This window comes from Streptomyces sp. NPDC001852 (assembly GCF_042891825.1).
Taxonomy (GTDB): domain Bacteria; phylum Actinomycetota; class Actinomycetes; order Streptomycetales; family Streptomycetaceae; genus Streptomyces.
In genome coordinates this window covers 270,636-294,154 of record NZ_JBIATN010000008.1, presented here as the reverse complement: position 1 = coordinate 294,154, position 23,519 = coordinate 270,636, and the positions used below count along the sequence as shown (strand labels likewise).

The following is a 23,519-nucleotide window of genomic DNA, read 5'->3' as shown; positions in this document are numbered from 1 at the left end:
CGTCAGCAGAGAATCCACCCCTTGCTGACCGACCCCCCGCCCACCGCGCCCTTGACCCACACACACCGGTGGCCGGCGTGCACCGTCACCGGCCCGGCGTGGTGCCGGTAGATGCCGGTGTCGACGACCGGGCGGCTGCCGCGGGCCTGGACGCTGACGGACATCGTCTGGGCGGAGCCGGGGTTCCGCGCGACGGTGACGGCGCAGACGTACCCGTCGCTCTTGTAGACGTGGGTGACCCCGGTGCTGAACGGCAGGGCCCGCACCTCCGGCCCGGCGCAGCCGCCGCCCGTGCCCGCCTGGGCGGTGCCGGACGTCACGAGGGCGAGCATCCCGCTCGCGGCCAGCACGGCCGCTCCGAGCGCCAGACGCCTGCGTATCCCACCACTGTCCACTGTCGTCCTCCCCGTACCACTCGTAACTCCCCCGTCAGCCGTACTGATGTACGGACGCACGACGTATGTCGGATGGTTGCACGGCCGTCAGCGACACACGTCGGCAGGGGGGCGGGAGAGTTCGGCGGGAGGAGGCGGCGGGGGCCTCAGCGGGTTGCGGTGACCGGCTCCTCCGGTTCGGGGCGGCCGACGAAGGTGCGCCACAGTTCGGCGTACCGGCCGTCGCGGGCGAGGAGTTCGTCGTGGGTGCCGTCCTCCGCGACCCGGCCGTGGTCCATCACCACCACCCGGTCCGCGCGGGCCGCCGTGGTCAGCCGGTGGGCGACCACCAGTGTCGTACGGCGGCCGGCCAGGCGGTCGGTGGCCTGGTTGACCTGGGCCTCCGTGGCCAGGTCCAGGGCGGCCGTGGCCTCGTCCAGCAACAGCACGTCCGGGTCGACCAGTTCGGCGCGCGCGAGTGCGATCAGCTGGCGCTGGCCGGCCGAGAGGTTGCGGCCGCGCTCGGCGACCTCGTGCAGATAGCCGCCCTCCAGCGTCGCGATCATCTCGTGCGCGCCGACCGCCCGCGCCGCCGCCTCCACCTCGGCGTCGGTGGCGTCGGGGCGGCCGTAGGCGATGGCGTCCCGGACGGTGCCGGGGAACAGGTACGCCTCCTGCGGGACGACCCCCAGCCGGTGCCGGTACGAGGTCAGGTCCAGGGCGCGCAGATCCGTGCCGTCGACCGTGACCCGTCCCGCGGTGGGGTCGTAGAACCGCGCGACCAGCTTGACGAGGGTCGACTTGCCGGCGCCCGTCTCGCCGACGAAGGCCACCGTCTGCCCGGCGGGAATCGTCAGGTCGATGCCGGTCAGGGCCTCTTCGTCGGCGCCATACGCGAAGTGGACGTCCTCGAAGGCGATCTCGCCCCGCAGGGACGGGACGTCCCGGGGCTCGTCCGCCGACCTCGTGGACGTCGGCTCGCGCAGCAGCTCCTGGATGCGGCCGAGGGAGACGGTGGCCTGCTGGTAGCCGTCGAAGACCTGGGACAGCTGCTGGACCGGCGCGAAGAACAGGTCGATGTAGAGCAGGTAGGCGACCAGGGCACCGGTCGTCAGGGTGGCGGCCTCGATGCGGTGGGCGCCCGCGATCAGCACGCTCGCCGCCGCCACCGAGGACAGCAGCTGCACGAACGGGAAGTAGACCGATATCAGCCACTGGCCGCGGATGCGGGCGCGCCGGTAGTCGGCGCTGCGCTCGGCGAACCGCCGCCCGCCGTCCCGCTCGCGCCGGAAGGCCTGCACGATCCGCAGCCCGGCGACCGACTCCTGCAGGTCGGCGTTGACCACCGAGACGCGTTCCCGCGCGAGTTCGTACGCCTTCACGCTCGCCCGGCGGAAGAAGAAGGTCGCGACGATCAGCGGGGGCAGCGTCGCGAAGACCACCAGGGCGAGCTGGACGTCGATCACCAGCAGGACGACCATGATGCCGAAGAAGGTGACGACCGAGACGAACGCCGTGACCAGCCCCGTCTGGAGGAAGGTCGACAGGGCGTCGACGTCCGTCGTCATCCTGGTCATGATCCGGCCGGTCAGCTCGCGCTCGTAGTAGTCGAGGCCGAGGCGCTGCAACTGGGCGAAGATCTTCAGCCGCAGCGTGTACAGCACCCGCTCGCCGGTACGGCCGGTCATCCGGGTCTCGCCGATCTGCGCGGCCCACTGCACCAGCACGGTCAGCAGGGCGAGCAGTGAGGCCGCCCAGACCGCGCCGAGGGCCATCTTCGACACGCCCGAGTCGATGCCGTGCCGGATCAGCACCGGCAGCAGCAGGCCCGCGCCCGCGTCCACGGCGACCAGCAGCAGGCTGAGCAGCAGGGGCAGGCCGAAACCGTGCAGCAGGCGGCGCAGGCCGTAGGAGTCCTCCGGCCGGACCGCCCGGGCCTCGTCGACGCCGGGGGTGTCGGTGGCCGGGGGCAGCGCCGCCACCTGGGCGAGGAGTTCCGGGGTGGCGGGGGTGCCGCTGAGCGCCTGGTCCCTGGGGGTGCGATCGCCGGTCCACAGCCTGGGGGTCACCCCCCGCTCGGCGTCGAACTCGGCGTCCAGTTCCTCGCGGACCGAGGTGTCCTCCTGCGGTACGGCGGGCTCGGCGTGCCCCGGGGAGACCCCGCCCAGCTCGTCCGGGTCGGTGAGGAGGCGGCGGTAGAGGGCCGACCGCTCCTGGAGTTCCTCGTGGGTGCCGAGGTCCGCGAGCCGGCCGCCGTCGAGGACGGCGATGCGGTCGGCGAGGTTGAGGGTGGAGCGGCGGTGCGCGATGAGCAGGGTTGTACGACCCTGCATCACCTGCTTCAGCGCCTCGTGGATCTCGTGCTCCACACGGGCGTCCACGGCGGAGGTGGCGTCGTCCAGGACCAGCAGGCGCGGGTGGGTGAGCAGGGCGCGGGCGAGCGCGATGCGCTGGCGCTGGCCGCCGGACAGGGTCAGGCCCTGCTCGCCGACCTTGGTGTCGTAGCCCTCGGGGAGCTCGGCGATGAAACGGTCCGCCTGGGCGGCGCGGGCGGCCTGCTCGATCTCCTCCCGGGTGGCGTCCGGGCGGCCGTACGCGATGTTGTTGCGCACGGTGTCCGAGAAGAGGAAGGAGTCCTCGGGGACGAGCCCGATCGCCGCACGCAGGCTGTCCAGGGTGAGCTCGCGGACGTCGTGGCCGCCGATCAGGACCGCACCGTGGGTGACGTCGTAGAAGCGCGGCAGCAGCAGGGAGAGCGTGGACTTGCCGGAGCCGGAGGAGCCGACGACGGCGAGGGTCTCGCCGGGCCGGATCTCGAAGGTCAGCCCGTCCAGGACCGGGCGCTCATGGTCGTACCCGAAGGACACGTCGTCGAACTCGACGGTCGCGGGCGCGTCGGCCGGGAGGGTCTTGGTGCCCTCCCGGAGCGTCGGCTCGGTGTCGATCAGCTCCAGGACGCGCTCGGTGCCGGCGCGGGCCTGCTGGCCGACGGTGAGGACCATCGCGAGCATGCGGACCGGTCCGACCAGCTGGGCGAGATAGGAGGAGAAGGCGACGAAGGTGCCGAGCGTGATGTGCCCGCGCACGGCGAGCCAGCCGCCGAGGGCCAGCATCGCGACCTGGCCGAGGGCGGGGACGGCCTGCAGGGCGGGGGTGTACTTGCTGTTCAGCCGGATGGTGCGCAGCCGCCCCGCGAACAGCCGGCGCCCGACCTCCCGGAGCTTGCCGGTCTCCTGCTCCTCCTGCCCGAAGCCCTTCACCACGCGGACGCCGCTGACGGCGCCGTCGACCACGCCCGCCACGGCGGCGGCCTGGGCCTGGGCGTACCAGGTGGCGGGGTGCAGCTTGCTGCGGCTGCGCTTGGCGATCCAGCCGAGCGCGGGCGCGACGGCGAGGGCGACCAGGGTCAGGGGCAGCGACAGCCACGCCATGATCACCAGGGAGATCAGGAAGAGCAGGACGTTACCGAGCGTCATGGGCAACATGAACAGCAGCCCTTGGATGAGCTGCAGGTCGCTGGTGGCCCGGCCGACGACCTGGCCCGTGGACAGCTCGTCCTGGCGGCGGCCGTCGAGGCGGGTGATCGTGCCGTACATCTCGGTCCGCAGGTCGTGCTGGACGTCGAGGGCGAGGCGGCCGCCGTAGTAGCGGCGGATGTAGGTGAGGACGTAGACGAGCAGGGCGGCGGCTATGAGGGCGCCGGCCCAGGGGGCCATGGAGCGGGTGTGGTTCCCGATCACGTCGTCGATGACCACCTTGGTGATCAGCGGGACGACGGCCGTGACGGCCATGCCGGCGAGGGAGGAGCCGAGGGCGAGGACGACGTCCTTCGGATACCGCCAGGCGTATGCCGCCAGGCGCCGTGCCCATCCCCGTTGCGCTGCCACGCCGGTGCCTTCCTGTCGTCCTGGTCTACCGGAAGACACCAACGTCAGGCGATATGGATTTCATCCCTCCGCAACAAAAGGAGGGGTCCGTCAGGTGCGTACCCGCAAGTAATAGAACCTCGTCGTCTGGGCCTGGTTCTGGTTGTCGTCGCTCACCAGGAGGACCTTCAGGCGGCCCGTGTGATCACGGCCGGTGATCGTCATGCCCTCCATGTTGTCCAGCAGGGGGTTCGGCTGGGTCTGCCTGGCCGTGGCGCCGAGGGACGGGCAGGCGGCGATGTCGGTCAGCAGGGTCTTCTTGATCAGGTGGACGGACGGCTGTCCCGTCAGGGTCTCGGTGCCGCGGGTGTCCGTCGCGTGGCGGAGGCCGGCCAGGTAGAGGCGGACGGTGTTGCCGACGCCGGAGGTGAAGCCGCGTTCCAGGACGAGGAGGCGGCCGTCGGGCGTGGCCTGGACCTCGGGGACACCGAGACCGGCGTCGGTTCGGTAGGCGTACTGGGCGCCGAGCCGGAAGTGGCCCTTGTGCCGCTGCCAGGTCTGGAAGCGGACGATCCCCGTGGAGTCGCCCGAGATGGCGTCCTCCATGGACGCCAGCAGGGTGTGGCCGCCCGGCAGCAGGGTCAGGCCCTCGAAGGTCTGGTTGGCGGTGGCGCGGCCGGCCGGGGCGACCAGCAGCGAGGACGGAACCGGGAGCCGGTCCAGGATCCTGCCGTCGGCGGAGTAGCGGCGGACCGACGGCTCGGTTTCGGAGGTGATGAGGCGGGTGCCGTCCCGGTCGACGACCAGGCCCTCGGAGTCGAGGTCGGCGCCCTTTTCGTCGGCGAGGTGGACGGCCCGCTTCGGCTGGAGGGTCCGGGGGTCCAGGTCGAACAGGAAGGAGCGGTCCTCCAGGGCCTCGATCGAGCCGTCCCGGTCCGTCGCGAGCGCGGAGAAGTTGCCGACGAAGGTGCCGTCGTACGTCGTCTTGTCGAGCGCGTCGGAGAAGCGGTCGATGGAGACGTACGGCGAACAGGCGTGGCTGCTCGCGGAGTTGACGGCGCTCGCCGGCCCGGCGGCGGTCAGGGAGGTGGCCGCCGCCAGGCCGGCGGTCAGGGTGGCGAGTACGGTTCTCAGGCGCATGCCCGTCACCGTAGGGCGGGCGGGTGTCCTGCGGGAGACCCGCCCTGTGAAACGCCTTGCGGGGCGTCAGCCCTGGGGCGGCACCGCGACGAACGCCTCGCTGGGCCGGCTGGTCGGGGTGTACACCGCCGTGCCGGAGGTGGTCGGCACGATGTCCTTGTGGATGGCCTTGGCGACGTTCTGGATGGTGGTGACGCCGTAGTCCATGGTGCTGTTGTCCTGCGTCAGCACCGAGATCATGTAGTCGTGCCCGGCGCCGTTGAAGGTGCCCAGGCTGTGCACCCGCCAGCCGTGGGTCGCACGCTGCAGCCAGCCGTTCTTGACGTGCACGGAGACCGTGGACGGCGCGCCGGCCGGGGTGCCCCAGCGCTGCGAGGAGATGACCTGGCCCATCAGCTTCAGGATGTAGGCGCGGGAGTTGTCGCTCAGCACGCCGTTGCCGGCGGTGACGAGCTTGAGGAGCTTCTGCTCGTCGGTGACGTTCTCCTGGGTCAGGCCCCAGTAACCGTTCGCGCCCGGCACGGTCTTCGTCATCCCGGCGGCGGCCAGGAAGCCCTTGATCTTCGTCAGGCCCAGCTGCTTCCACAGCGTGGTCGTGGCGTTGTTGTCCGACTGGGTGATCATGGCCTTGGCGAGCGAGGCCTCTCGGTCCGTCAGGTACCGGTTGTGCTGCTTGGCGTCCCACAGCAGCGTGGCGAGCACGGTGACCTTGACGGTGCTGGCCGAGTCGTAGGAGCTGGTGGCGCGCAGGGTGCAGGTCGTGCTGGTGCTGCGGTCGTACAGGCCGAGGGCGACCGTGCTCCTGCGGTCCGCGAGGGCGGCCGTGATGTCCTTCTGCAGCTTGGCGGCGAGGCCCGCCTTGGCGGACGTACAGCTGACGGTGGGCGTGGCCGCGGCGGCCGGGGCGGCGGCGGCCACGGTGGGTATGAGCAGTGCGACGCCCAGGGCGGCGGCGAGCGCGCCGGTACGTCGTGATGTCCGGGGATCCATACCCGCGTTGACGCACGGAACCGGCCGAATGGTTGTACGCCGGTGTCGACGGCGGAAGTTCGAGAGGCGGTCGGGACGGACAGGTTCACGATGCCGCTCACCCGACTCTCACCGACCCACAGCTTCCGCCCAGGCGCACCACAGCCCGCACCCATCGCCGGTCTGCATGGTGCACTGGTGACATCTGCCACCGATCCCCTGCCCCACACGACGACCACGACCCCGGCTCCGCCGGCACCGGACGCCGTACCGCCGGAGCGCGCACCGCGCTGGTCGCTGCCCGTACTGCTCGCGATCCTGCTGCTGGCCGCCGAGCTCTACACCTGGAACCTCTCCGGGTCGAGCCTCAACACCTTCTACAGCGGCGCCGTCTGGGCCGGTACGAAGAGCTGGAAGGCCTGGTTCTTCGGGTCACTGGACCCGGGCAACTTCCTCACCGTCGACAAGCCGCCGTTCGCGCTCATGGTCATGGGCCTGTCGTGCCGCCTCCTCGGCTTCGGCACCTGGCAGATGATGGCGCCGATGACCGCGGTGGCGCTGGCCACGATCTGGATCCTGCACACGTCCGTGAAGCGGGTGTGGGGTCATGGCGCGGCGGCCGTGACCGCCCTGGTCCTGGCCCTGACCCCGATCACCGTCGCCATCAACCGTGACAACAACCCCGACACCCTGCTGGTGTTCCTCATGGTGTCGGGCGCGGCCCTCGCGCTGCGCGCCACCCGTGACGACAGACTGCTGCCCCTGCTCGGCTCGGCGGCCTGCTTCGGCCTCGCCTTCAACACCAAGCTGCTCGCGGGCTACATCGCACTGCCGGCCGTCTTCGCGGTCCACCTCTACGCGTCCCGGGCCCCCTGGCTGAAGCGGCTCGTGCACCTGCTGCTCGCGGCGGTCGTGCTCGCCGTCTCCAGCTTCTGGTGGGCGCTGGCCGTCTCCCTGGTCCCGGCCTCCGACCGGCCGTACATCGGCGGTTCCACGGACGGCACCGCCTGGGACCTGATCATGGGGTACGACGGTCTCGGCCGCGTCTTCGGCGGCGAGGGCAACGGCGGGGGCGGCGGGGGCGGCGCGAGCTTCTCCGGCACCTCCGGCCTCGGCCGGATGTTCAACGACATCCTCGGTGGCCAGATCTCCTGGCTGCTGCCCTTCTCGGCGATCGCACTGGTCGGCGGCCTGGTGCTGCGCGGGCGGGCCCCGCGCACCGACCTGAAGCGGATGGCGCTGGTGCTGTGGGGCGGCTGGACCCTGCTGCACTACCTGATCTTCGCCACGGCCCAGGGCACCATGCACCCCTACTACACGACCGCGCTCGCCCCGGGCATCGCGGCGCTGTGCGGCGGCGGGGGCGTGATGCTGCTGCACGCGTTCCGCACCGACAGGCGCTGGGCGTGGGTACTGCCCCTTGGTTGTGCGGTGACCGGTATCTGGGCGATCGTCCTGCTGCGCCGGGCTTCCGGCTGGCACACCTGGCTGTGGCCGACGGTCGGTCTGCTGACGGCGGCCGGAATCGTGGGCATGCTGCTCTTCCGCGCCGGCAACCGCGCCCGGCTGCTGGCGGCTTCCGTCGTGGCGGCGGTGGTCGCCGCGGTGGCCGGCCCGGCGGCGTACGCCTGGTCGGTGCCGTCGGGTTCCGGCGGCGGCATGGGCGGTACGAACCCCACGGCGGGACCGTCGACCGGCGGCGGCTTCGGCGGCGGGCCGGGGGGCGGCCGGCGCGGCTTCCCGGGCGGCGGAGAGATGCCGGGCGGCTCCCGGCAGGGCGGCGGGAACGCCGAGGCGGGCGGAATGCCCGACGGCGGGAACGGCGAGCTGCCCGGGGGCGGGCAAATGGCGCCGGGCGGCGGGAACGGCGAGCTGCCGAACGGTGGCTCCGGCGGCCGGAACGGCGGGTTCCCCGGCTCCGGGGAGGCACCCGGCGGCACGGGCGGGAGGCTCCCGGGCGGTACCGGGGGGACCGGTGGCACGGGCGGTACCGGAGAGGCCGGCGGCTCAGGAGGCTCCGGCACGGACCGGCGCGGCGGCTTCGGCGGCGGCCCCGGTGGCGGAATGGGCGGCGAGACGAGCAGCGAGCTGATCGCCTACCTGAAGAAGCACCAGGACGGCGCCACCTGGCTGCTGGCCGTGTCCAACTCCCAGTCCGCCGCACAGCTGGAGCTGACCGCCAAGGAGCCCGTCATCTCCATGTGGGGCTTCACCGGCAGCGACAACGCTATGACCGTCGCCAAGCTGAAGGAACTGGTGAAGAAGGGCGAGCTGCACTACGTCCAGCTGGGTGGCGGAATGATGGGCGGCGGCCCGGGTGGCGGCAACGGCGACAGCGCCGGCTCCGAGGTCACGGCCTGGGTGAAGAAGCACGGCACGCTGGTGAAGGAGACTGCGTACAGCAAGAGTTCGGCCGCCTCGGAATCCAAGTCGTCCGAGTCAGCCAAGTCATCCACGTCGCAGACCAACCAGTCGACCCTCTACCGACTGGACCCGTCGGACGTGAGCTGAGCCGAACAGGCGGCCGTACAGCGCGCCAAGGAGCCTCGATGCCCCTTGGCGCGCTGTGCCACCGTCCCGCCTGCCTCCGATTCACTCCTCGGAGAACAACTCCGCCGCGTCCGTGGCGTGCACGGCGCGCTGGGCCCACACCTCGAGCTGATCCAGGTCCGTGCAGGCTTCCACACGCTCGCGTACGGCGCCGGTCACCGGGATGCCGCGCCATTCCAGGATGCGCAGGGTCATCTCCTGGCGGTCCTGGATGCGTCCCTGCTCCAGTCCTTGTTCGAGGCCTTGTTCGCGGCCCTCCGCCCGTACCTGTTCGGCGAGGGGGTGTCGCCAGAAGTACTGGATCGCCGTCATCAAATCCCTCCACATCTGCTTCGCCGGTCAGGCAGGAGTCGACAAACTGCACGAAGGCTGCGGCCGTGTCCGGGTCGATGGTCCGCAGGGCGGCGGCCAGGGATTCCAGTATGGCCGGAGCCTGCGGGCCACGCCCGTGTGTCATGGCCGAGAGCACCGCAAGGGGGACGTCCTTCTCGGCCTGCCGCTCGTCCGCGATCACCGGCACGTTGTCCGGGCCCAGCACGAGGGGCCGTACCGTCAGCGACTCCCAGCCCGGGAAGCCGAGCGGGTAGCTCAGGTAGTCCGTCTCCGCCCGCAGCAACGTGTCCACCCCGCGATGTTCAGCGCGTCGGATCCTTCTGGAAGATCCGGTGCAACGCCTCATGCGACGAGCCGACCATCACGCCACCACCCCCAGCTCACACCACACGAACTTCCCCCGGTCCCCGAACCGGGCCGTCGGCTGCCACCCCCAGTACTCCGCGCACGCCTTCACCAGGCCCAGGCCTCTTCCGTCCTCCAGCTCCAGCTCCGCCACCTGCTCCAGCGGACGCGGCGGATCCGGCGGCGCGGGGTCGGTGTCCCACGCCCCGATCCACACCATCCCCTCCGGAGTGCGACGGACCCTGAGCGCCGCCGGCCCCTTGGTGTGCCGCACGGCGTTGGAGACCAGCTCCGCCGCCAGCAACTCCGCCGTGTCCACCAGGCCGATCAGGCCATGCACGGTCAGGATCAGGCGCAGGGTGCGGCGGCAGACGGTCACGGCTCTGAGGTCGTTCGGGATGTACAGCGTGTAGTCCCAGGTCTCGATGGGCTCGTTTTCGGGCATGTGTCATCAACTCCGGTCGATGAGTGGGGATTTCGCGCGCGGTGGCAATGCCGCAACCGTCATGGCAGGACGGAGCGGTGCGCTTCCGCTACGCGTGCGCTATGTCACCGACGGTAGGGCAAAAATTTTTCCTCGCGCAAGCCGATCCCGTAATCTGACCCCCGAACGAGGCACTACCGCATGGCGGTTGAGGGCGGAGGGCGATGGCGCCTAGAAGCGAACCCACAGCACGGCAGGTACGTCTGGGCACCGAGTTGCGCAGGCTGCGGGAGGCCGCCGGCCTGAAAGCCCGCGAGGTGGCGGGGCTCCTCAGCTCGACGTCGGCGCAGATGAGCCAGGTCGAGGCGGGCCTTGCGGGCGTCAGCGAGGAGCGGGTACGGCGGCTGGCAGCGCACTACGCCTGCGCCGACGAGGCGTTGATCGAGGCCCTGGTCGCCATGGCCACGGAGCGCACGCAGGGCTGGTGGGAGGCGTACCGGGGAGTGCTCCCGCCGGTATTCCTGGACGTCGCCGAGACCGAGCACCACGGCACGTTCCTGCGCGAGGTCGTCACCAGCCACGTCCCCGGACTGCTGCAGACCCCCGACTACGCCCGCGCCGTCTTCGGCTACATGGTCCCCCAACTGCCGGAGAGTGAGTTGAAACCCCGGGTCGAGCACCGGATGAGGCGCAGGTCCGTACTGGAGCGTGACGCCCCCATCCCCTACGAGACGATCGTCCACGAGGCGGCCCTGCGCATCCTGGTGTCCGACCGCCGGACCGCTCGCGCTCAACTCGTCGGGATTCTGGACGCGATCGAGCGCGGGCACGCCACCGTCCGGGTCATCCCCTTCGCAAGGGAGGGCTTCGCCGGAGCCGGGATCGACATGATGTACGTGGGTGGCCCGCTCCCCCGCCTCGACACCGTGCTGCGCGACGCTCCGCACGGCACCGCCTTCATCGATGCCGAATCCCAGCTGGCGCGCTTCCGGGCCCTGCTCAATAAGCTGGAGAAAGCAGCACTGCAGCCCGTGGAGTCACGGGACTTCATCCACCGCATGACCAAGGAAGTGTGAGGCGCCCGCATGACCCAGGCCGTCCGCTGGCAGAAGTCGTCCTACTCCGGCGGAGGGGACGGCAACACGTGCGTCGAAGTAGCCGACCTGAACACCCGCATAGCCATCCGCGACTCAAAGGCCCCCGCCCGAGCCACGCTCACCTTCCCGGCCGCTGCCTTCGCCCACTTCGTCGGGAACCTGAAGGAGACCCACTCCGCGCAGGCGGGCCTCCACGGTTGATGGCAGCTGACGCGCTGGCAGGGTGAGGACGGCTTCGGCTTTGGGGTGCACTCTGGGACCCGACGATCCGTCGTCCGACACGAAGGGCAACGGCGCACGGCCTCACCAGCTCACGGCAGAAGAGCCGCACTCATGCCGCAACCACGTACCACCTGCGCCCCGACTCCACCTGGGGGAATTCCGTGAACGCTCACACCACTTCGCCCGCCTGAGCTATACCTGTGCCGTGACTGTGCCGAGGGACATAGACGAAGTACGCAACGAGTTACGCGCTGTGCTCGATCGGTGCGAGGTGTGGCTTCGCGCCGCGGCAGCCGCTCCTGAGACTCCGGCGGAATGGCCGGAGGAGGTTCTCAGCGACGCCGGCACGATGAAACGGCTGAGGACACGTGCGGCCTCAACCTTGATCAACGTGGCACTGCTGGGTGCTTTCTCGTCCGGCAAGAGCTTCCTTCTCAGTGGCCTGCAGGGCGGGCTTGAGCTGGTCGAGGTACCGACCACCGACGGTCACACGGCGGACAAGTTCGTGGGCCTCCTGCCTTCATCCCCCGTCCCCACCACTGCGTGTCCCGCCAGCGTGGTTCCGGTGGACGACCAGTCCAGCTTCGACGCTTCGGGCACTGGCTATCTGCGGGTGCGTTTCACGGACTCCGGCGAGGACCGGTGGGAGGAGGTGGGGAACTCCCCGGCCCCCTCTGTGGTCGCGGCGTACGCGATGCAGGATGCGGATGTGACCGACCGGCTCAGGCCTCACCGCGGACGTGAGGTGGCCGAACTCGAGATCATGCTCGCCAGCGCCAAGCTTCCGGCGAAGCTCTACGACCTGCCCGGCTATGGTTCCCCGAATCCGGTCCACGACATGATCGTCCGGACCGCGATGGCCGACGCGGACTGCTTCATGTACGTGTCGCATGCCAGCCGCACCCTCTCGGAACGTGACCTCGATCTGATCCGCTTCCTGTACGACCACTACCTGTTGTCGGGGAAACGGGTGGTGTGGGTGGTCACCGCCATCGACGCGGCAGCCAACCTCGACCTCCGGGACACTCCGGAGTGGAAGGCGACGGTCGACCGCAACAACGCTTACCTGCGAGAGAACTTCACGCTGCCGAACGGCCAGCCGGATCTCGGCTTCATCGGTGAAGGCTTCCTGCCTGTCTCCCCCGCTTTGGAAGCACGTGCGGACAAACTCGGCGCAGAGGGAGCGGAGGCCGCGGCACAGCGCCAGCGTGCCGAAAGCCGCATGGAGATACTGCGCCAGTCGATCGAGGACCTGATCAGTACCGGGACCGGCGCCCGGCACATCGCCGCGGTGGCGACGGAGGCCCGGATCCTCATGGCCCCGCGGCACCAGGCGCTTGCCGTGCGGCTGCGCGACGAACGCCTTGAGATCGACGAGCTCAAGGAGTTGCTGAAGAGCGAGCGGCAGCGACTGGAGCTCCTCGACACCGCATTGCCGCGCATGCGCGAGGAACTTGAGCGCAAACTCCACAACCGCATCGCGCGGACCGTTCGGCCCTTCACCCGACTGTCCGCCCATCTCCACGCCGAGCTGGACGATGTCATCAGGGCCACAGACCTCAACAAGCCCACCAAGGCGAACCAGATTCAGGTGGCGAAGGCCCAGACGCTCCGTACATGGATCGAAGGGCCTGCCGGTCCGGCGACACTGTGGACCGAGGAGTTCGAGGGCTTCAAGAAGGACCTGGTCCAAGCGGTGGACCAGGTCTTCGGCGACAAAGATCTCGCGGGACGGCTTCCGGACTTCACTCTTGACGTAAACAGCCTCTCGCTTCCCCAGCAAAGCCGGCGTTCAACCACCCGCCACGACGTGGTGCAGCGGGCAGCGGCGCTGGTCGGCATCGTCACACCCGTCGCAGCCAGCGGGGGCTGGCTGTACGGTCTGGCCGCGGCCGGCACGCTCTTCCCGCCCGCCGGCCTTGTCGCCGGGATCGCCGCTCTGGTCTACATCGGTGTTCAGCGCCGGAAAGGCCGTATCAGTTCCCTGCAAGTTCTCCAGGACGAGTGGATCGCTGCGATGGACGCCGAAGTCGCTGCGATCAAGGAACAGTTCACGCTGGCAACAGGTGTTCAGGGAACCGATGTCATCGATCATCTGATGGATAACCTGGCGCAGTACCGTGAGCAGCTCGAACAGTCCCGCGATCGCATCAGCGAGCGCATCACGAACCCTGAGAACCAGGTCCGGCAGGGGCTCATCGACCAGCTCGAACCGCTCTGCGCCGAAGCGCACGTTCTCGTCGAGTCCCTCCGTGCTTTGGAGGCACTCTGACCGGCGCGTCGCGACGCCCCCGGCTCGGGCCGAATCCCGAGCAGGGCGCCCTGCAGAAGAGCTGCACCCAACTCCGACCAGGCCCTACTTCTCGGGGCCGAAGCACTGCCGCATACCGCCCCGGACCAGGCAGGCACGCACCTGGTCCAGGTCGGAACGGGACACGGCGACCATCGGAGTGGACAGGGAATCCCTCGCGTCGTACCGGTCCTTGACCTCGATCCGTGTCGGGGCGTGATGCGGTACGAGGATCTCCGCCCGGTCCCCCACCTTCCCCAGGTCGATCCGCGCCCACACCGCGGCACAGGCCGTACTGTGCCGGATCTTCACCACCGTCGAGCCGGGGAAGCTCCGCCGGCCCAGGGTCACCGGTACGGGGTCGGCTCCGCAGCCGTACATCTCCGGGTCCTTGCCCGTGCAGCCGGTGCCTTGGCAGCCCTTCACCAGGGCGGACGGGGACGGCGACGCGCTCGGACTGGAATCGCTGAAGGCTCCCGCGGCCGACAACCCCGCCAGGAGCGCGGCGGCCGTGAGCCCGGTGCCCACGACCGCGGCGAGCAGGGCGCGCGGGGGCGGACGCCTGGACCCGGGCGGGCTGCCGTCGTCCTCGGGCGGGTGCGGCTCACCCGGGGGCGACGACGGCTCGACCGCAGTCGGGCGCCCACCACGCCCGCTGGCCACCGCGTCCGCCAGTTCCCACAGGGCCAGCGCCCGGCCGGGATCCTCGGCCGCCAGCTCGCACAGTTCCGCGACCGCCTGCCGGGGCGGGACGGTCGTGCCGCGCAGATAGCGGTCCCAGGACGACTTGCTGTACGGCGTCTTCGCGGCCAGTGCGGCCAGGCTCAGGCCGGTCCGGACCCGCAGCCCGCGCAGGGTCTCCGCGAGCCGCTCGCACTCCAACGGCCGGTCGCCGGGCGTCATTTCCGCAGCACCCCCCAGGTGTCCTCGCCGACGACCCCGTCCACACGGAGGTGGGCCCGGTCCTGCAACCGCTCCACCGCGCGCTCGGTGCGGGAGCCGAACGCCCCGTCGGCGAGCCCGGGCGAAAGGCCGTGGTGGCGCAGCAGGCACTGCGCTTCGACGACGGACCACTGCGCGGATCCCATGCCGATCAGGCCGACACGGGTGGTGCTGTACCCCGCGTACAGCAGCCCGTCCTGCGCGCGGTGCACCGTGCAGGGGTAGTCCTTGCCGGCCCGGTACACGAACGCCCCCTTGCCCGGCCCCGTCCCGGAGGCCGGCGCCGTGGCGTCCGCCGGGGCCGGGCGGCCGTCGGTCCGTTCCCGTCCGCCGTCCCACGGCGCGGCCACCAGCAGGACGATCACCGCGGTCACGAGCACGGCGGACGCCAGTACGACGGCGAGCAGCCGCCTTCCCCGTCTGCCCGGTCCCTCCTCGACCGGACCGGAGTCCGGCTCCGCGCCCGCCTCCCCGACCCCACCGGCACCGCCGTCACCACCCCGCCCCGCCGCCACCGCCACCTCGTGCAGGGCGAGCAGTCGGGCCGGGTCGATGTCGCAGGCGCGGGCCAGCGCCGCCACCGCCTCCTGCGGCGGTGACGAACGGCCGTTGAGGTAGCGGTCCCAGGAGGCGCGGCTGTAGCCCGTCCGGGCGGCCAACGCCTGCAGACCGAGGCCGCTGTGGTCCTTGATGCGGCGCATCTGTACGACGAGCTGCCGCACGCGCGGGTCGAGCGAGTCCGGCAACTGTTTCCAACGAGACATGTCCCACCCCATGTCTGTTGCAACTCCCCGGACGAGGATGCCCCACACAGGGCGGTCGGTTCTCGTGGTGCACCGCGCGAGCGCATGGTTTCGGCCGCCTCGCCGGGCGTTCCCGCGTCCCACCGGTGCCTCATGGCACGGGGCGTTTCCGCAGGTCGGAGGGTGGGACGTCCCGCGCCGACGGCATCTGTCCGGCGGGCCTGGCCCCGTCCTGGACTCGGCCTGCACTGTCGGTGGTGCACGACGGGCGGTGCGGTCCACCCCGCACCGCCCCAGGCACTCGGCGGCCCGCTCCCACGGGGGTGGGGCGGGCCGCCTTCAGGCAACCGAACCCGAGGAGTCATCCATGCGATTCCGCACCGCGACCGCGGCCGTCCTGACCGCGTGCGCCATGGCCGGCAGCGGCCTGGTCCTCTCCGCACCCTCCGCCTCGGCGAGCGCGCACACCGCGGCCCGCCCCACGTGTCCGTATCCGTACGTGTGCTTCTACAACGGCGACACGATGACGGGGAAGTTCAAGGACACCGGGTACTGGCAGACGCTCGGCGCGAGCCGCAGCGCGAAGGGCGCGGTCAACACCCGGCACGACGACGTGGCCTACGTGAGGTTCTCCAACGCCCCCACCATCTGCATGAAGCCGGGCGAGGGCTGGGCCTTCAACGGGGCGCACCCGACGCAGGTGTACATCAGCACCTCGAGCACGTGCTGAGGCACCCTCGGCACCGCTAGTGCCCCAACAGGCAACGTTCGCCCCGTCGCGACGCCCGGCACGCTCCCCCACTGCCTTAAGGGCGTGGGAGGTGCCCCCACTCGCCGCACCGGGCACAAGCCCAAGTACATCCAGTACGAGGACTTGCACCCGGCACTCCCCCAGCCTTCGGCCGGGGGGACCCCCAGAGCACGCACCGGACGCCGCTCCTTGACGGGCAAACGTTGCCTGCCGGGGCACTAGCCGAGGTGCGTCGGTGCGAACATCCGCAGCACCGCCGGGAGGACGACCACCGAGGGCCCCGGTGCCGCCAGTGCCTTCGCCAGGTCCTCCTCCAGGGTCTCCGGGGTCGTACGGACCCCGGGGACGCCGAAGGACTCGGCCAGGGCCACGTAGTCCGGGCGCGTCAGTTCCGTCGCCGTCGCCTGGCCGAAGGCGTCCGTCATGTACTCGCGGAGGATGCCGTAGCCGCCGTCGTCGACGATCAGCCAGGTGACCGGCAGGTCGTACTGGCGGGCCGTGGCCAGTTCCGCGATCGAGTACAGCGCGCCGCCGTCGCCGGACACCGCCAGCACCGGCCGGTTCGGGTCGGCGGCGGCCGCGCCCAGCGCCGCCGGGAAGCCGTAGCCGAGGCCGCCGGCGCCCTGCGCGGAGTGCATGGTGTTCGTGCCCCGGGGGTCGAAGGCCGACCACGCCCAGTACGCCAGGATCGTCATGTCCCAGAAGGAGGGGGCGCCCGAGGGCAGGGCGCGGCGGACGGACACCAACAGCTCTTGTTCCAGGGTGAGTTCCTGGGACGCGATGCGCTCGCCGACTCGGGACAGCAGCTCCCGCACCCGCCCCGGTGCCGACTCGTCCGTGCGCTCCTCGACCGTCTCCAGCAGCGCCTGCAGGGCGAGTCGCGCGTCCGCGTGGATGCCGAGGGCCGGGTGGTTGGACTCCAGCTTGCCGAGGTCCGCCTCGATCTGGATCACCCGGCCACGCGGCTTGAACGTGTGGTAGTTCGAGGAGAGTTCGCCGAGGCCCGAGCCGACGACCAGCAGGACGTCCGCGTCCTCCAGGAGGTCCGTCGTGTACCGGTCCTCCAGCCAGGACTGGAGCGACAGCGGGTGCTCCCACGGGAACGCGCCCTTGCCGCCGAACGTCGTCACCACCGGCGCCTGAAGCTTCTCGGCCAGCTGCAGCAGCTTGCCGGACGCGTCCGACCGTACGACCCCGCCACCCGCGATGATCGCCGGGCGGGACGCATGGGACAGCAAGTGCGCCGCCACCGCCGTGAGTTCGGGGCGGGGGAGCAGCTCCTCCGGGGTCGCGTCCGGTGCCGTCACCACCGGCAGCGCGGTCGGAGCCAGCAGTACGTCCTGGGGGATCTCCACCCACACCGGGCCGTGCGGTGCCGTCAGCGCCGACTTCCAGGCCGCCGCGATCGCGGACGGGATCTGGGACTGCGTACGAACCGTGTGAACCGACTTCACCACGCCCCGGAACGAGGCCGCCTGGTCGGGGAGTTCGTGGAGGTAGCCGTGGCGGCCGCCGCCCAGGCCCGCCGTGGGGATCTGGCTGCTGATCGCCAGCACGGGTGCCGAAGCCGCCGCCGCCTCCTGGAGGGCGGCCAGGGAGGTCAGCGCGCCCGGGCCCGTCGAGAGCAGCAGCGGCGCCGCCTCGCCCGTGATCCGGCCGTACGCGTCGGCCGCGAAGCCCGCGTTGTTCTCCACCCGCAGGCCCACATAGCGCAGGGAAGACCTGCGCAGGGCGTCGAACATGCCCAGCGCGTGCTGGCCGGGCAGGCCGAAGACGGTCGTCGCGCCCAGCCCGGCCAGGGTCTCCACGACCAGGTCTCCGCCGCTGCGGCCGGGAGGGGGATTCAGCGCGGCCGCCGTCTGCTGATCGGACGGCCGGAGTACCAGGTCGTGGTCGTGAGTCACTGCTCTCGGTCCCCTAGGGAGAATCAGGCGTTGCGGGCCGCCGCGATCTGGCGGCTCATGATGGTGGTCAGTTCGTAGGCCGTGTGGGAGGCCGCGACCGAGGTGATCTCCGCGTGGTCGTACGCGGGGGCGACCTCGACGACGTCCGCCGAGACCAGGTTGCACGACGCCAGACCGCGCAGGATCTCCAGCAGCTCCCGCGAGGTCATGCCGCCGGCCTCCGGCGTGCCCGTGCCGGGCGCGTGCGCCGGGTCCAGGCAGTCGATGTCGATGGAGATGTACAGCGGGCGGTCGCCGATGCGCTGGCGCAGCTGGTCGGCGACCTCGTCGGCGCCCCGGCGGTAGATGTCGGCGGACGTGACGATGCCGAAGCCCATCTTCTCGTCGTCCGTCAGGTCCTGCTTGCCGTACAGCGGGCCGCGGGTGCCCACGTGGGACAGGGCCGAGGTGTCGAGGATGCCCTCTTCCACGGCGCGCCGGAACGGGGTGCCGTGGGTGTACTCGGCGCCGAAGTAGGTGTCCCAGGTGTCCAGGTGGGCGTCGAAGTGGAGCAGGGCCACGGGGCCGTGCTTCTTCGCCACCGAGCGCAGGAGCGGCAGGGCGATCGTGTGGTCGCCGCCCAGGGTCATCAGGCGGGCGCCCGTGCCGAGCAGCTCGTCCGCCGCGGCCTCGACGGTCTCGACGGCCTCGTTGATGTTGAACGGGTTCACGGCGATGTCGCCGCCGTCCGCCACCTGCGCCAGGGCGAAGGGGGAGGCGTCCTGCGCGGGGTTGTACGGGCGCAGCAGCCGGGACGCCTCGCGGATGGCGTTGCCGCCGAAGCGGGCGCCCGGCCGGTACGAGACGCCGGAGTCAAACGGCACGCCCACCACGGCGACGTCGGCGGTGCCGACCTCGTCCAGGCGGGGCAGCCGGGCGAAGGTCGCGGGACCGGCGTACCGCGGAATGCGGGAGGAGTCGACGGGGCCGCGGGGCGTCTCGTTGCTGCTCATGGTCAAATGCCTTCTTTCTTGCGCTTCGTCGCGCATGTACTGCTTGTTCCGCATGTACTGCTTGTCATACGACTCTACTGGTGAGCCGGGACCGGTTCGGAGGCGAGTTCGGGGTTGCGCCCGGCGAGGCGCTCGCGCCAGAGGGCGAGGACGGTCTCGTCGGTGGGCCTGGTCGCGAGGGAGGTGACGACGTAGGCCGCGAGGGAGGCGAGCAGGCCGTAGTAGACGGGCTCGTTGGCGAGGATGCCGTAGCCCGCCATCAGGCCGATGACCGCGAGTCCGCCGACGATCACGGAGGCCAGCGCGCCCTGGACCGTGCCGCGCTTCCACAGCAGGCCGCCGAGGATCGGCACCAGCAGGCCGGCGACGAGGAGGTTGTACGCCACGGTCAGCGCCTCGACCACGTTGTTCAGGGCGATCGCCGTGCCGATCACCGCCACGCCCATGATCAGGATGAAGGCCCGGTTGCCGCCGACCTCGTCGTGCTCCTCGCCATCGCGTCGCACGGCACCCTTCAGGCGCGACCAGATGTCGTTGTTGGCGACCGTGGCGCAGGCGATCAGGGCGCCGGAGGAGGTGGACATGACGGCGGCGAGGGCGGCGGCCAGGACCAGGCCGCGCACGCCGACCGGGAGTTCGTCCTTGACGATGGTGGCGAAGGCGTCGTCGGGGCTGCCGAGCTTGGGGTACAGGACCTTGGCGGCCGTGCCGATCACCGCACCGGCCAGGGCGTAGGCCAGACAGTAGGTTCCGGCCACCGTGCCGCCCCACTTGGCGGTCCGGTCGCTGCGGGCGGTGAACACGCGCTGCCAGATGTCCTGGCCGATCAGCATGCCGAAGGTGTAGATCAGGACATAGGTGAAGATCGTCTGGCCGCCGATGCCCAGCGGGTCGAAGTACGAGGTCGGCAGCTTTGCCTTCATCTCGGAGAAGCCGCCCGCCTTGACAACGGCGATGGGCAGCAGCAGGAGCAGCACGCCGATGGTCTTCACCACGAACTGGACCATGTCGGTCAGCGTGATGGACCACATGCCGCCGAGGGTGGAGTAGGCGACGACGATCGAGCCGCCGAGGATGATCGCGACGGTCCGGTTCATGTCGAACAGGACGTCGAAGATCGTGGCGTAGGCGATGGTCGAGGTGACGGCCAGCATGAGGGTGTACGCCCACATGACCACGCCGGAGATGACGCCGGCCCGGCCGCCGTAGCGCAGGTCCAGCATCTCGGAGACGGTGTAGACCTTCAGGCGGGCGATGCGGGCGGAGAAGAACACGGACAGGGCGAGCAGGCCGAGGCCGATGGTGAAGACCATCCAGGCGCCGGAGAGGCCGTACTGGTAGCCGAGGCCCACGCCGCCGATGGTGGAGGCGCCGCCGAGGACGATCGCCGCCATGGTGCCGGAGTACATGGCCGGGCCCAGGCGGCGGCCCGCCACCAGGAACTCGCTCTTGGACCTGGCGCGGCGCATGCCCCACCAGCCCATCGCCAGCATGCCGGCGAGATAGACGACGATCACTGTGTAGTCGACGGCCATGGGGCCCTCCTTCGCGCACATTCCGGTGGCGTGTCGTGCAGATGCGGTGGGGACGCGCCGGCAACGGATCGCGGGGACATCCGCCCGTACCCGCGGCTGCCGGCCTGACTTGACACTAGGTGGCCGGAAAGCGACTGCGAAGTGTACGTTTCATCCATCTGAACCGGATGGGATGGAGGGAACGCACACCATGCCGGAAACAAGCACCTCGGCGGCCCCGGCGGTCCCACCGACCCCACCGGTACCGCTCTCCGCCCTGCTGGCCCGGGAGGATCTCGCCCTGCGCCAGATCGCGGGGCCGTCCGATCCGTCGATCGTGATCCACTGGGCGCACACCTCGGAGATGGCCGACCCGTACCCGTATCTGCTGGGCGGCGAGCTGCTGCTCACGGCCGGGGTGCACATCCCGGAGGCGGCGGGTTCGGGCACCTACTTCGACGACTACGTCTCGCGAATCGTCGCGGCGGGAGGGGCGGCCCTCGGCTTCGGCCTGGCCCCGGTGCACGACACGGTCCCGCGCGCGCTGGTCGCGGCCTGCGAGCGCTACGGGCTCCCCCTTCTGGAGGTCCCGCCCCAGACCACCTTCTCCGGGGTGGCCCGCGCGGTGTGGCAGCTGATGGCCCAGGCCCGCCTGGCCGAGCTCCGCCGCGTCACGGAGGCCCAGCAGAGCCTGGCGGCGGCGGCCTCCCGCCCGGATCCGGTCCCCTCGGTCCTGCGCCAGCTGGCCCAGCGCCTGGCAGGGCACACGGTCCTGCACGGCCCCGACGGCAGCGAGATCGCCGCGGCGGGCCGGGAGCCGGCCGAGGGGGCGAGGGGGGCGCTCGCGGAGCTCTCGGGCGTGGTGCGGCCCACCGGGCGTACGGCGCCCAGGGCCACCTCCGCCACCGACACCGTCGGCGACACCCACCTGGCCGTCTACGCCCTCGGCGCCGGCGAGGGGTTCGTGCTCGGCGTGGCCACCCCCCGGCGCGACCCCGGCGACCACACCATCGCCTCCGTCGCCGCCGTACTGCTGTCCCTGCTGACCGGCGAACACCACAGCGGTGCCGGCGCCGCCCGTTCCTCCGCTCTCGTACGGCTGTTGCTGGGCTCCCCGCCCGAGCAGGTGGCCCCGCTGCTCGGCACCGGAACGTGGCTGGTGGTGCACGCGCGGCCGGAGGCCCAGCTGCCCGACGCGGTCGCCGCCTCCGCGCTCGGTGCCGCCCTGGGCTCGCCGCTGGTCGACCTCGGGCACGACGTCGTACGGGTGCTGGTGCCGGGCGGCCGGGCACCGGAGCCGCAGGCCGGCTGGACGCTCGGGGTGAGCGCGGCCGTGGAGCCGCGGGAGTGGGCGGCCGCCGACGCGCAGGCGGGGCGGGCGCTCGCCCGGGCCCGTGCCGTCCGCGCCCCGCTGGTCCGGCACGGCGCCCGTCCCGGGTTCGGGGACCTGGTGCCGCGGGCGGACGCCGAGGCACACGCCCGCGCGCTGCTCGCACCGCTCGCCGGCCGCCCCGAGCTCACCGAGACCCTGCGCAACTGGCTCGCCCTGCACGGAAGTTGGGACCGTACCGCGGTGGCGCTGGAGGTGCACCGCAATACCGTGCGGCAGCGCATCGCCCGCTGTGCCGCCCTGTTGGACACCGACCTGGACGACCCGGACGTGCGCATGGAGCTGTGGTTCGCGCTGCGGCACAGCTGACCGGGCACCCGCGTGAGCCACGTCCCAGCGGGCGGTATGCCGAGGACGGCGGTCGTACGCTGCCTCACAATGGAGGCATGCCGATACCCGGGACACCCAGCCGCGCCCAGCTCGTCGACCACCTGGTGAGGACCCGTATCGCGGGGGACGTCGCCACGCCCCGCGAGAACAACCTCTCCCACTACCGTCAGCTCGCCAACGGTGTCCGCAACTTCTGGCTCGGCCTGGAGCTGGGCGAGCGCTGGACGGACGAGCAGGACGTGCTCGCGGTGATGGCCGAGAGGGTCGGCGTCAACGACGATCCCGAGTACCGGTACGGCCAGGACACCATCGACCCCGAGCTGACCGTGGACGCGCTGGAGCGGATGGCGGCGCGGCTGCGCAAGGCGGCCGAGGGGCAGCAGCGGGTGCTGTTCGCGACGGGGCATCCGGGCGGGCTGCTGGACGTGCACCGGGCCACCGCCGCCGCGTTGCGCGCCGCGGGCTGCGAGATCGTGGTCATCCCGGACGGGCTGCAGACGGACGAGGGGTACGTCATGCAGTTCGCGGACGTCGCGGTGCTGGAGCACGGGGCGACGCTGTGGCACACCCACTCCGGGGAGCCGATGCGGGCCGTTCTGACGGGACTTGAGCGCGCGGGCCGCCCGCTGCCGGACCTGGTCGTCGCCGACCACGGATGGGCGGGTTACGCGGGGCAGCACGGTCTGGACTCGGTGGGATACGCCGACTGCAACGACCCGGCGCTGTTCCTCGCCGAGTCGGAGGGCACCCTCCAGGTCGTCGTACCGCTCGACGACCATGTGGTGAGCCCGCGCCACTACGACCCCATGACGGCGTATCTGCTGGCGGAGGCCGGGCTCTCCTGACCGTCCCGCACGCTCGGCACGGCACTGTGCGGCCCCTCGGAGGGAGCCGCACAGTGCGGGCGCGACGGCGTCGGATCAGCTCCTGCCGTTGTTCCCGTTGTTGTTGTTCCCGTTGCCGTTGTTCCCGTTGCCGTTGTTCCCGTTGCCGTTGTTGTTGTTCCCCTTGTTCCCGTTGTCGTTGTTCCCGTTGTCGTTGTTCCAGTTGCCGTTGTTCCGGTCACCGCCCCAGCCACGGTCGTGGTGGCGACCGTGGTGGCCGCGGTCGTGGTGGCGGCCGCAATGGCCACCGTGCCGGCCGTGGTGGTGTGCCGGGGCCGCCGAGGCGGTGCCCGCCGCGCCGATCGCGGCTCCGCCCGCCAGCAGGAAGCTCGCCGCGGACATCACGACATAACGCCTAACGCGCTGTGCTCGCATGGGAAAGTACCCTTCTGTCTCCATCAGCTCCCGCGGCTCCCTGGGGAGTGCGCGGAGTGGATGGCGGCGCCGTGCTCACGGAAG

General features: G+C 71.2%; 18 protein-coding genes and 1 pseudogene. 7 read left to right on the top strand and 12 right to left on the bottom strand.

Features of this window, described 5'->3' with window-relative positions:
* Nucleotides 1–2 precede the first annotated feature (2 nt).
* From ACFYZB_RS16905 to ACFYZB_RS16890, 4 genes are all read right to left on the bottom strand, one after another.
* A complete protein-coding gene (locus tag ACFYZB_RS16905; protein ID WP_388759015.1) occupies nucleotides 3–395 on the bottom strand; it encodes a hypothetical protein in 393 nt (130 codons plus the stop codon).
* Between the two features lie 146 nt (nucleotides 396–541).
* Complete coding sequence (locus tag ACFYZB_RS16900; protein WP_388759013.1) at nucleotides 542–4,261, bottom strand: ABC transporter ATP-binding protein; 3,720 nt, start codon at nucleotides 4,259–4,261, stop codon at nucleotides 542–544.
* Between the two features lie 90 nt (nucleotides 4,262–4,351).
* Entirely contained in the window at nucleotides 4,352–5,380 is a 1,029-nt protein-coding gene (locus ACFYZB_RS16895; protein WP_388759011.1) for an esterase-like activity of phytase family protein, read from the bottom strand.
* A 66-nt stretch (nucleotides 5,381–5,446) separates the two neighbouring features.
* On the bottom strand, nucleotides 5,447–6,370 hold the full coding sequence (locus tag ACFYZB_RS16890) for a serine hydrolase (protein WP_388759010.1): 924 nt from the start codon (nucleotides 6,368–6,370) through the stop codon (nucleotides 5,447–5,449).
* A 177-nt stretch (nucleotides 6,371–6,547) separates the two neighbouring features.
* On the opposite strand from ACFYZB_RS16890, the gene ACFYZB_RS16885 reads away from it, so the two are divergent.
* A complete protein-coding gene (locus ACFYZB_RS16885) occupies nucleotides 6,548–8,860 on the top strand; it encodes an ArnT family glycosyltransferase (protein ID WP_388759008.1) in 2,313 nt (770 codons plus the stop codon).
* A gap of 81 nt (nucleotides 8,861–8,941) precedes the next feature.
* Here the strand turns inward: ACFYZB_RS16885 and ACFYZB_RS16880 are convergent.
* Together ACFYZB_RS16880 and ACFYZB_RS16875 are read right to left on the bottom strand one after the other, a co-directional pair.
* Nucleotides 8,942–9,594: pseudogene (locus ACFYZB_RS16880) on the bottom strand (hypothetical protein).
* Nucleotides 9,594–10,022, bottom strand: coding sequence for an ATP-binding protein (locus ACFYZB_RS16875; RefSeq protein WP_388759006.1), 429 nt, complete (start codon nucleotides 10,020–10,022; stop codon nucleotides 9,594–9,596). The pseudogene ACFYZB_RS16880 and the gene ACFYZB_RS16875 overlap by 1 nt, the downstream one beginning before the upstream one ends.
* Before the next feature lie 203 nt (nucleotides 10,023–10,225).
* Between ACFYZB_RS16875 and ACFYZB_RS16870 the strand changes: the two genes are divergently transcribed.
* The 3 genes from ACFYZB_RS16870 to ACFYZB_RS16860 all read left to right on the top strand — a co-directional run bounded on the left by ACFYZB_RS16870 (nucleotide 10,226) and on the right by ACFYZB_RS16860 (nucleotide 13,592).
* The gene (locus tag ACFYZB_RS16870; RefSeq protein WP_388759004.1) at nucleotides 10,226–11,077 is read left to right on the top strand and encodes a helix-turn-helix domain-containing protein; all 852 of its coding nucleotides are present in this window, start codon (nucleotides 10,226–10,228) and stop codon (nucleotides 11,075–11,077) included.
* A 9-nt stretch (nucleotides 11,078–11,086) separates the two neighbouring features.
* On the top strand, nucleotides 11,087–11,299 hold the full coding sequence (locus ACFYZB_RS16865) for a DUF397 domain-containing protein (protein WP_388759002.1): 213 nt from the start codon (nucleotides 11,087–11,089) through the stop codon (nucleotides 11,297–11,299).
* 412 nt (nucleotides 11,300–11,711) lie between these two features.
* On the top strand, nucleotides 11,712–13,592 hold the full coding sequence (locus ACFYZB_RS16860; RefSeq protein WP_388759000.1) for a dynamin family protein: 1,881 nt from the start codon (nucleotides 11,712–11,714) through the stop codon (nucleotides 13,590–13,592).
* Nucleotides 13,593–13,676: 84 nt separating this feature from the next.
* Here ACFYZB_RS16860 and ACFYZB_RS16855 read toward each other — a convergent pair whose 3' ends face one another.
* Nucleotides 13,677–14,513 carry a DUF2690 domain-containing protein gene (locus ACFYZB_RS16855; RefSeq protein WP_388758998.1) on the bottom strand — a complete coding sequence of 279 codons (837 nt, stop codon included), beginning with the start codon at nucleotides 14,511–14,513 and terminating at the stop codon, nucleotides 13,677–13,679.
* On the bottom strand, nucleotides 14,510–15,316 hold the full coding sequence (locus ACFYZB_RS16850; RefSeq protein ID WP_388758997.1) for a helix-turn-helix domain-containing protein: 807 nt from the start codon (nucleotides 15,314–15,316) through the stop codon (nucleotides 14,510–14,512). Before ACFYZB_RS16850 ends, ACFYZB_RS16855 begins: the two co-directional genes overlap by 4 nt.
* 346 nt (nucleotides 15,317–15,662) lie before the next feature.
* Between ACFYZB_RS16850 and ACFYZB_RS16845 the strand changes: the two genes are divergently transcribed.
* On the top strand, nucleotides 15,663–16,025 hold the full coding sequence (locus ACFYZB_RS16845; protein WP_388758995.1) for a hypothetical protein: 363 nt from the start codon (nucleotides 15,663–15,665) through the stop codon (nucleotides 16,023–16,025).
* A gap of 239 nt (nucleotides 16,026–16,264) precedes the next feature.
* Here ACFYZB_RS16845 and ACFYZB_RS16840 read toward each other — a convergent pair whose 3' ends face one another.
* The 3 genes from ACFYZB_RS16840 to ACFYZB_RS16830 form a co-directional block, all read right to left on the bottom strand.
* Nucleotides 16,265–17,950, bottom strand: a complete 1,686-nt coding sequence (locus tag ACFYZB_RS16840; protein WP_388758993.1) for a thiamine pyrophosphate-binding protein — start codon at nucleotides 17,948–17,950, stop codon at nucleotides 16,265–16,267.
* A 23-nt stretch (nucleotides 17,951–17,973) separates the two neighbouring features.
* Nucleotides 17,974–18,942: an agmatinase gene (gene speB / locus ACFYZB_RS16835; protein WP_076088729.1), complete on the bottom strand. Its 969-nt coding sequence runs from the start codon at nucleotides 18,940–18,942 to the stop codon at nucleotides 17,974–17,976.
* 74 nt (nucleotides 18,943–19,016) lie between these two features.
* Nucleotides 19,017–20,477 (bottom strand): sodium:solute symporter, encoded by a 1,461-nt coding sequence (locus ACFYZB_RS16830; protein WP_388758990.1) that lies wholly within the window; start codon nucleotides 20,475–20,477, stop codon nucleotides 19,017–19,019.
* Between the two features lie 172 nt (nucleotides 20,478–20,649).
* On the opposite strand from ACFYZB_RS16830, the gene ACFYZB_RS16825 reads away from it, so the two are divergent.
* Together ACFYZB_RS16825 and ACFYZB_RS16820 are read left to right on the top strand one after the other, a co-directional pair.
* Complete coding sequence (locus tag ACFYZB_RS16825; RefSeq protein WP_388758988.1) at nucleotides 20,650–22,155, top strand: PucR family transcriptional regulator ligand-binding domain-containing protein; 1,506 nt, start codon at nucleotides 20,650–20,652, stop codon at nucleotides 22,153–22,155.
* A gap of 77 nt (nucleotides 22,156–22,232) precedes the next feature.
* Entirely contained in the window at nucleotides 22,233–23,021 is a 789-nt protein-coding gene (locus ACFYZB_RS16820) for a phosphatase (RefSeq protein WP_351207400.1), read from the top strand.
* A 75-nt stretch (nucleotides 23,022–23,096) separates the two neighbouring features.
* Here the strand turns inward: ACFYZB_RS16820 and ACFYZB_RS16815 are convergent, their stop codons facing one another.
* Nucleotides 23,097–23,402: a hypothetical protein gene (locus ACFYZB_RS16815; RefSeq protein WP_388758985.1), complete on the bottom strand. Its 306-nt coding sequence runs from the start codon at nucleotides 23,400–23,402 to the stop codon at nucleotides 23,097–23,099.
* Between the last annotated feature and the right edge of the window lie 117 nt (nucleotides 23,403–23,519).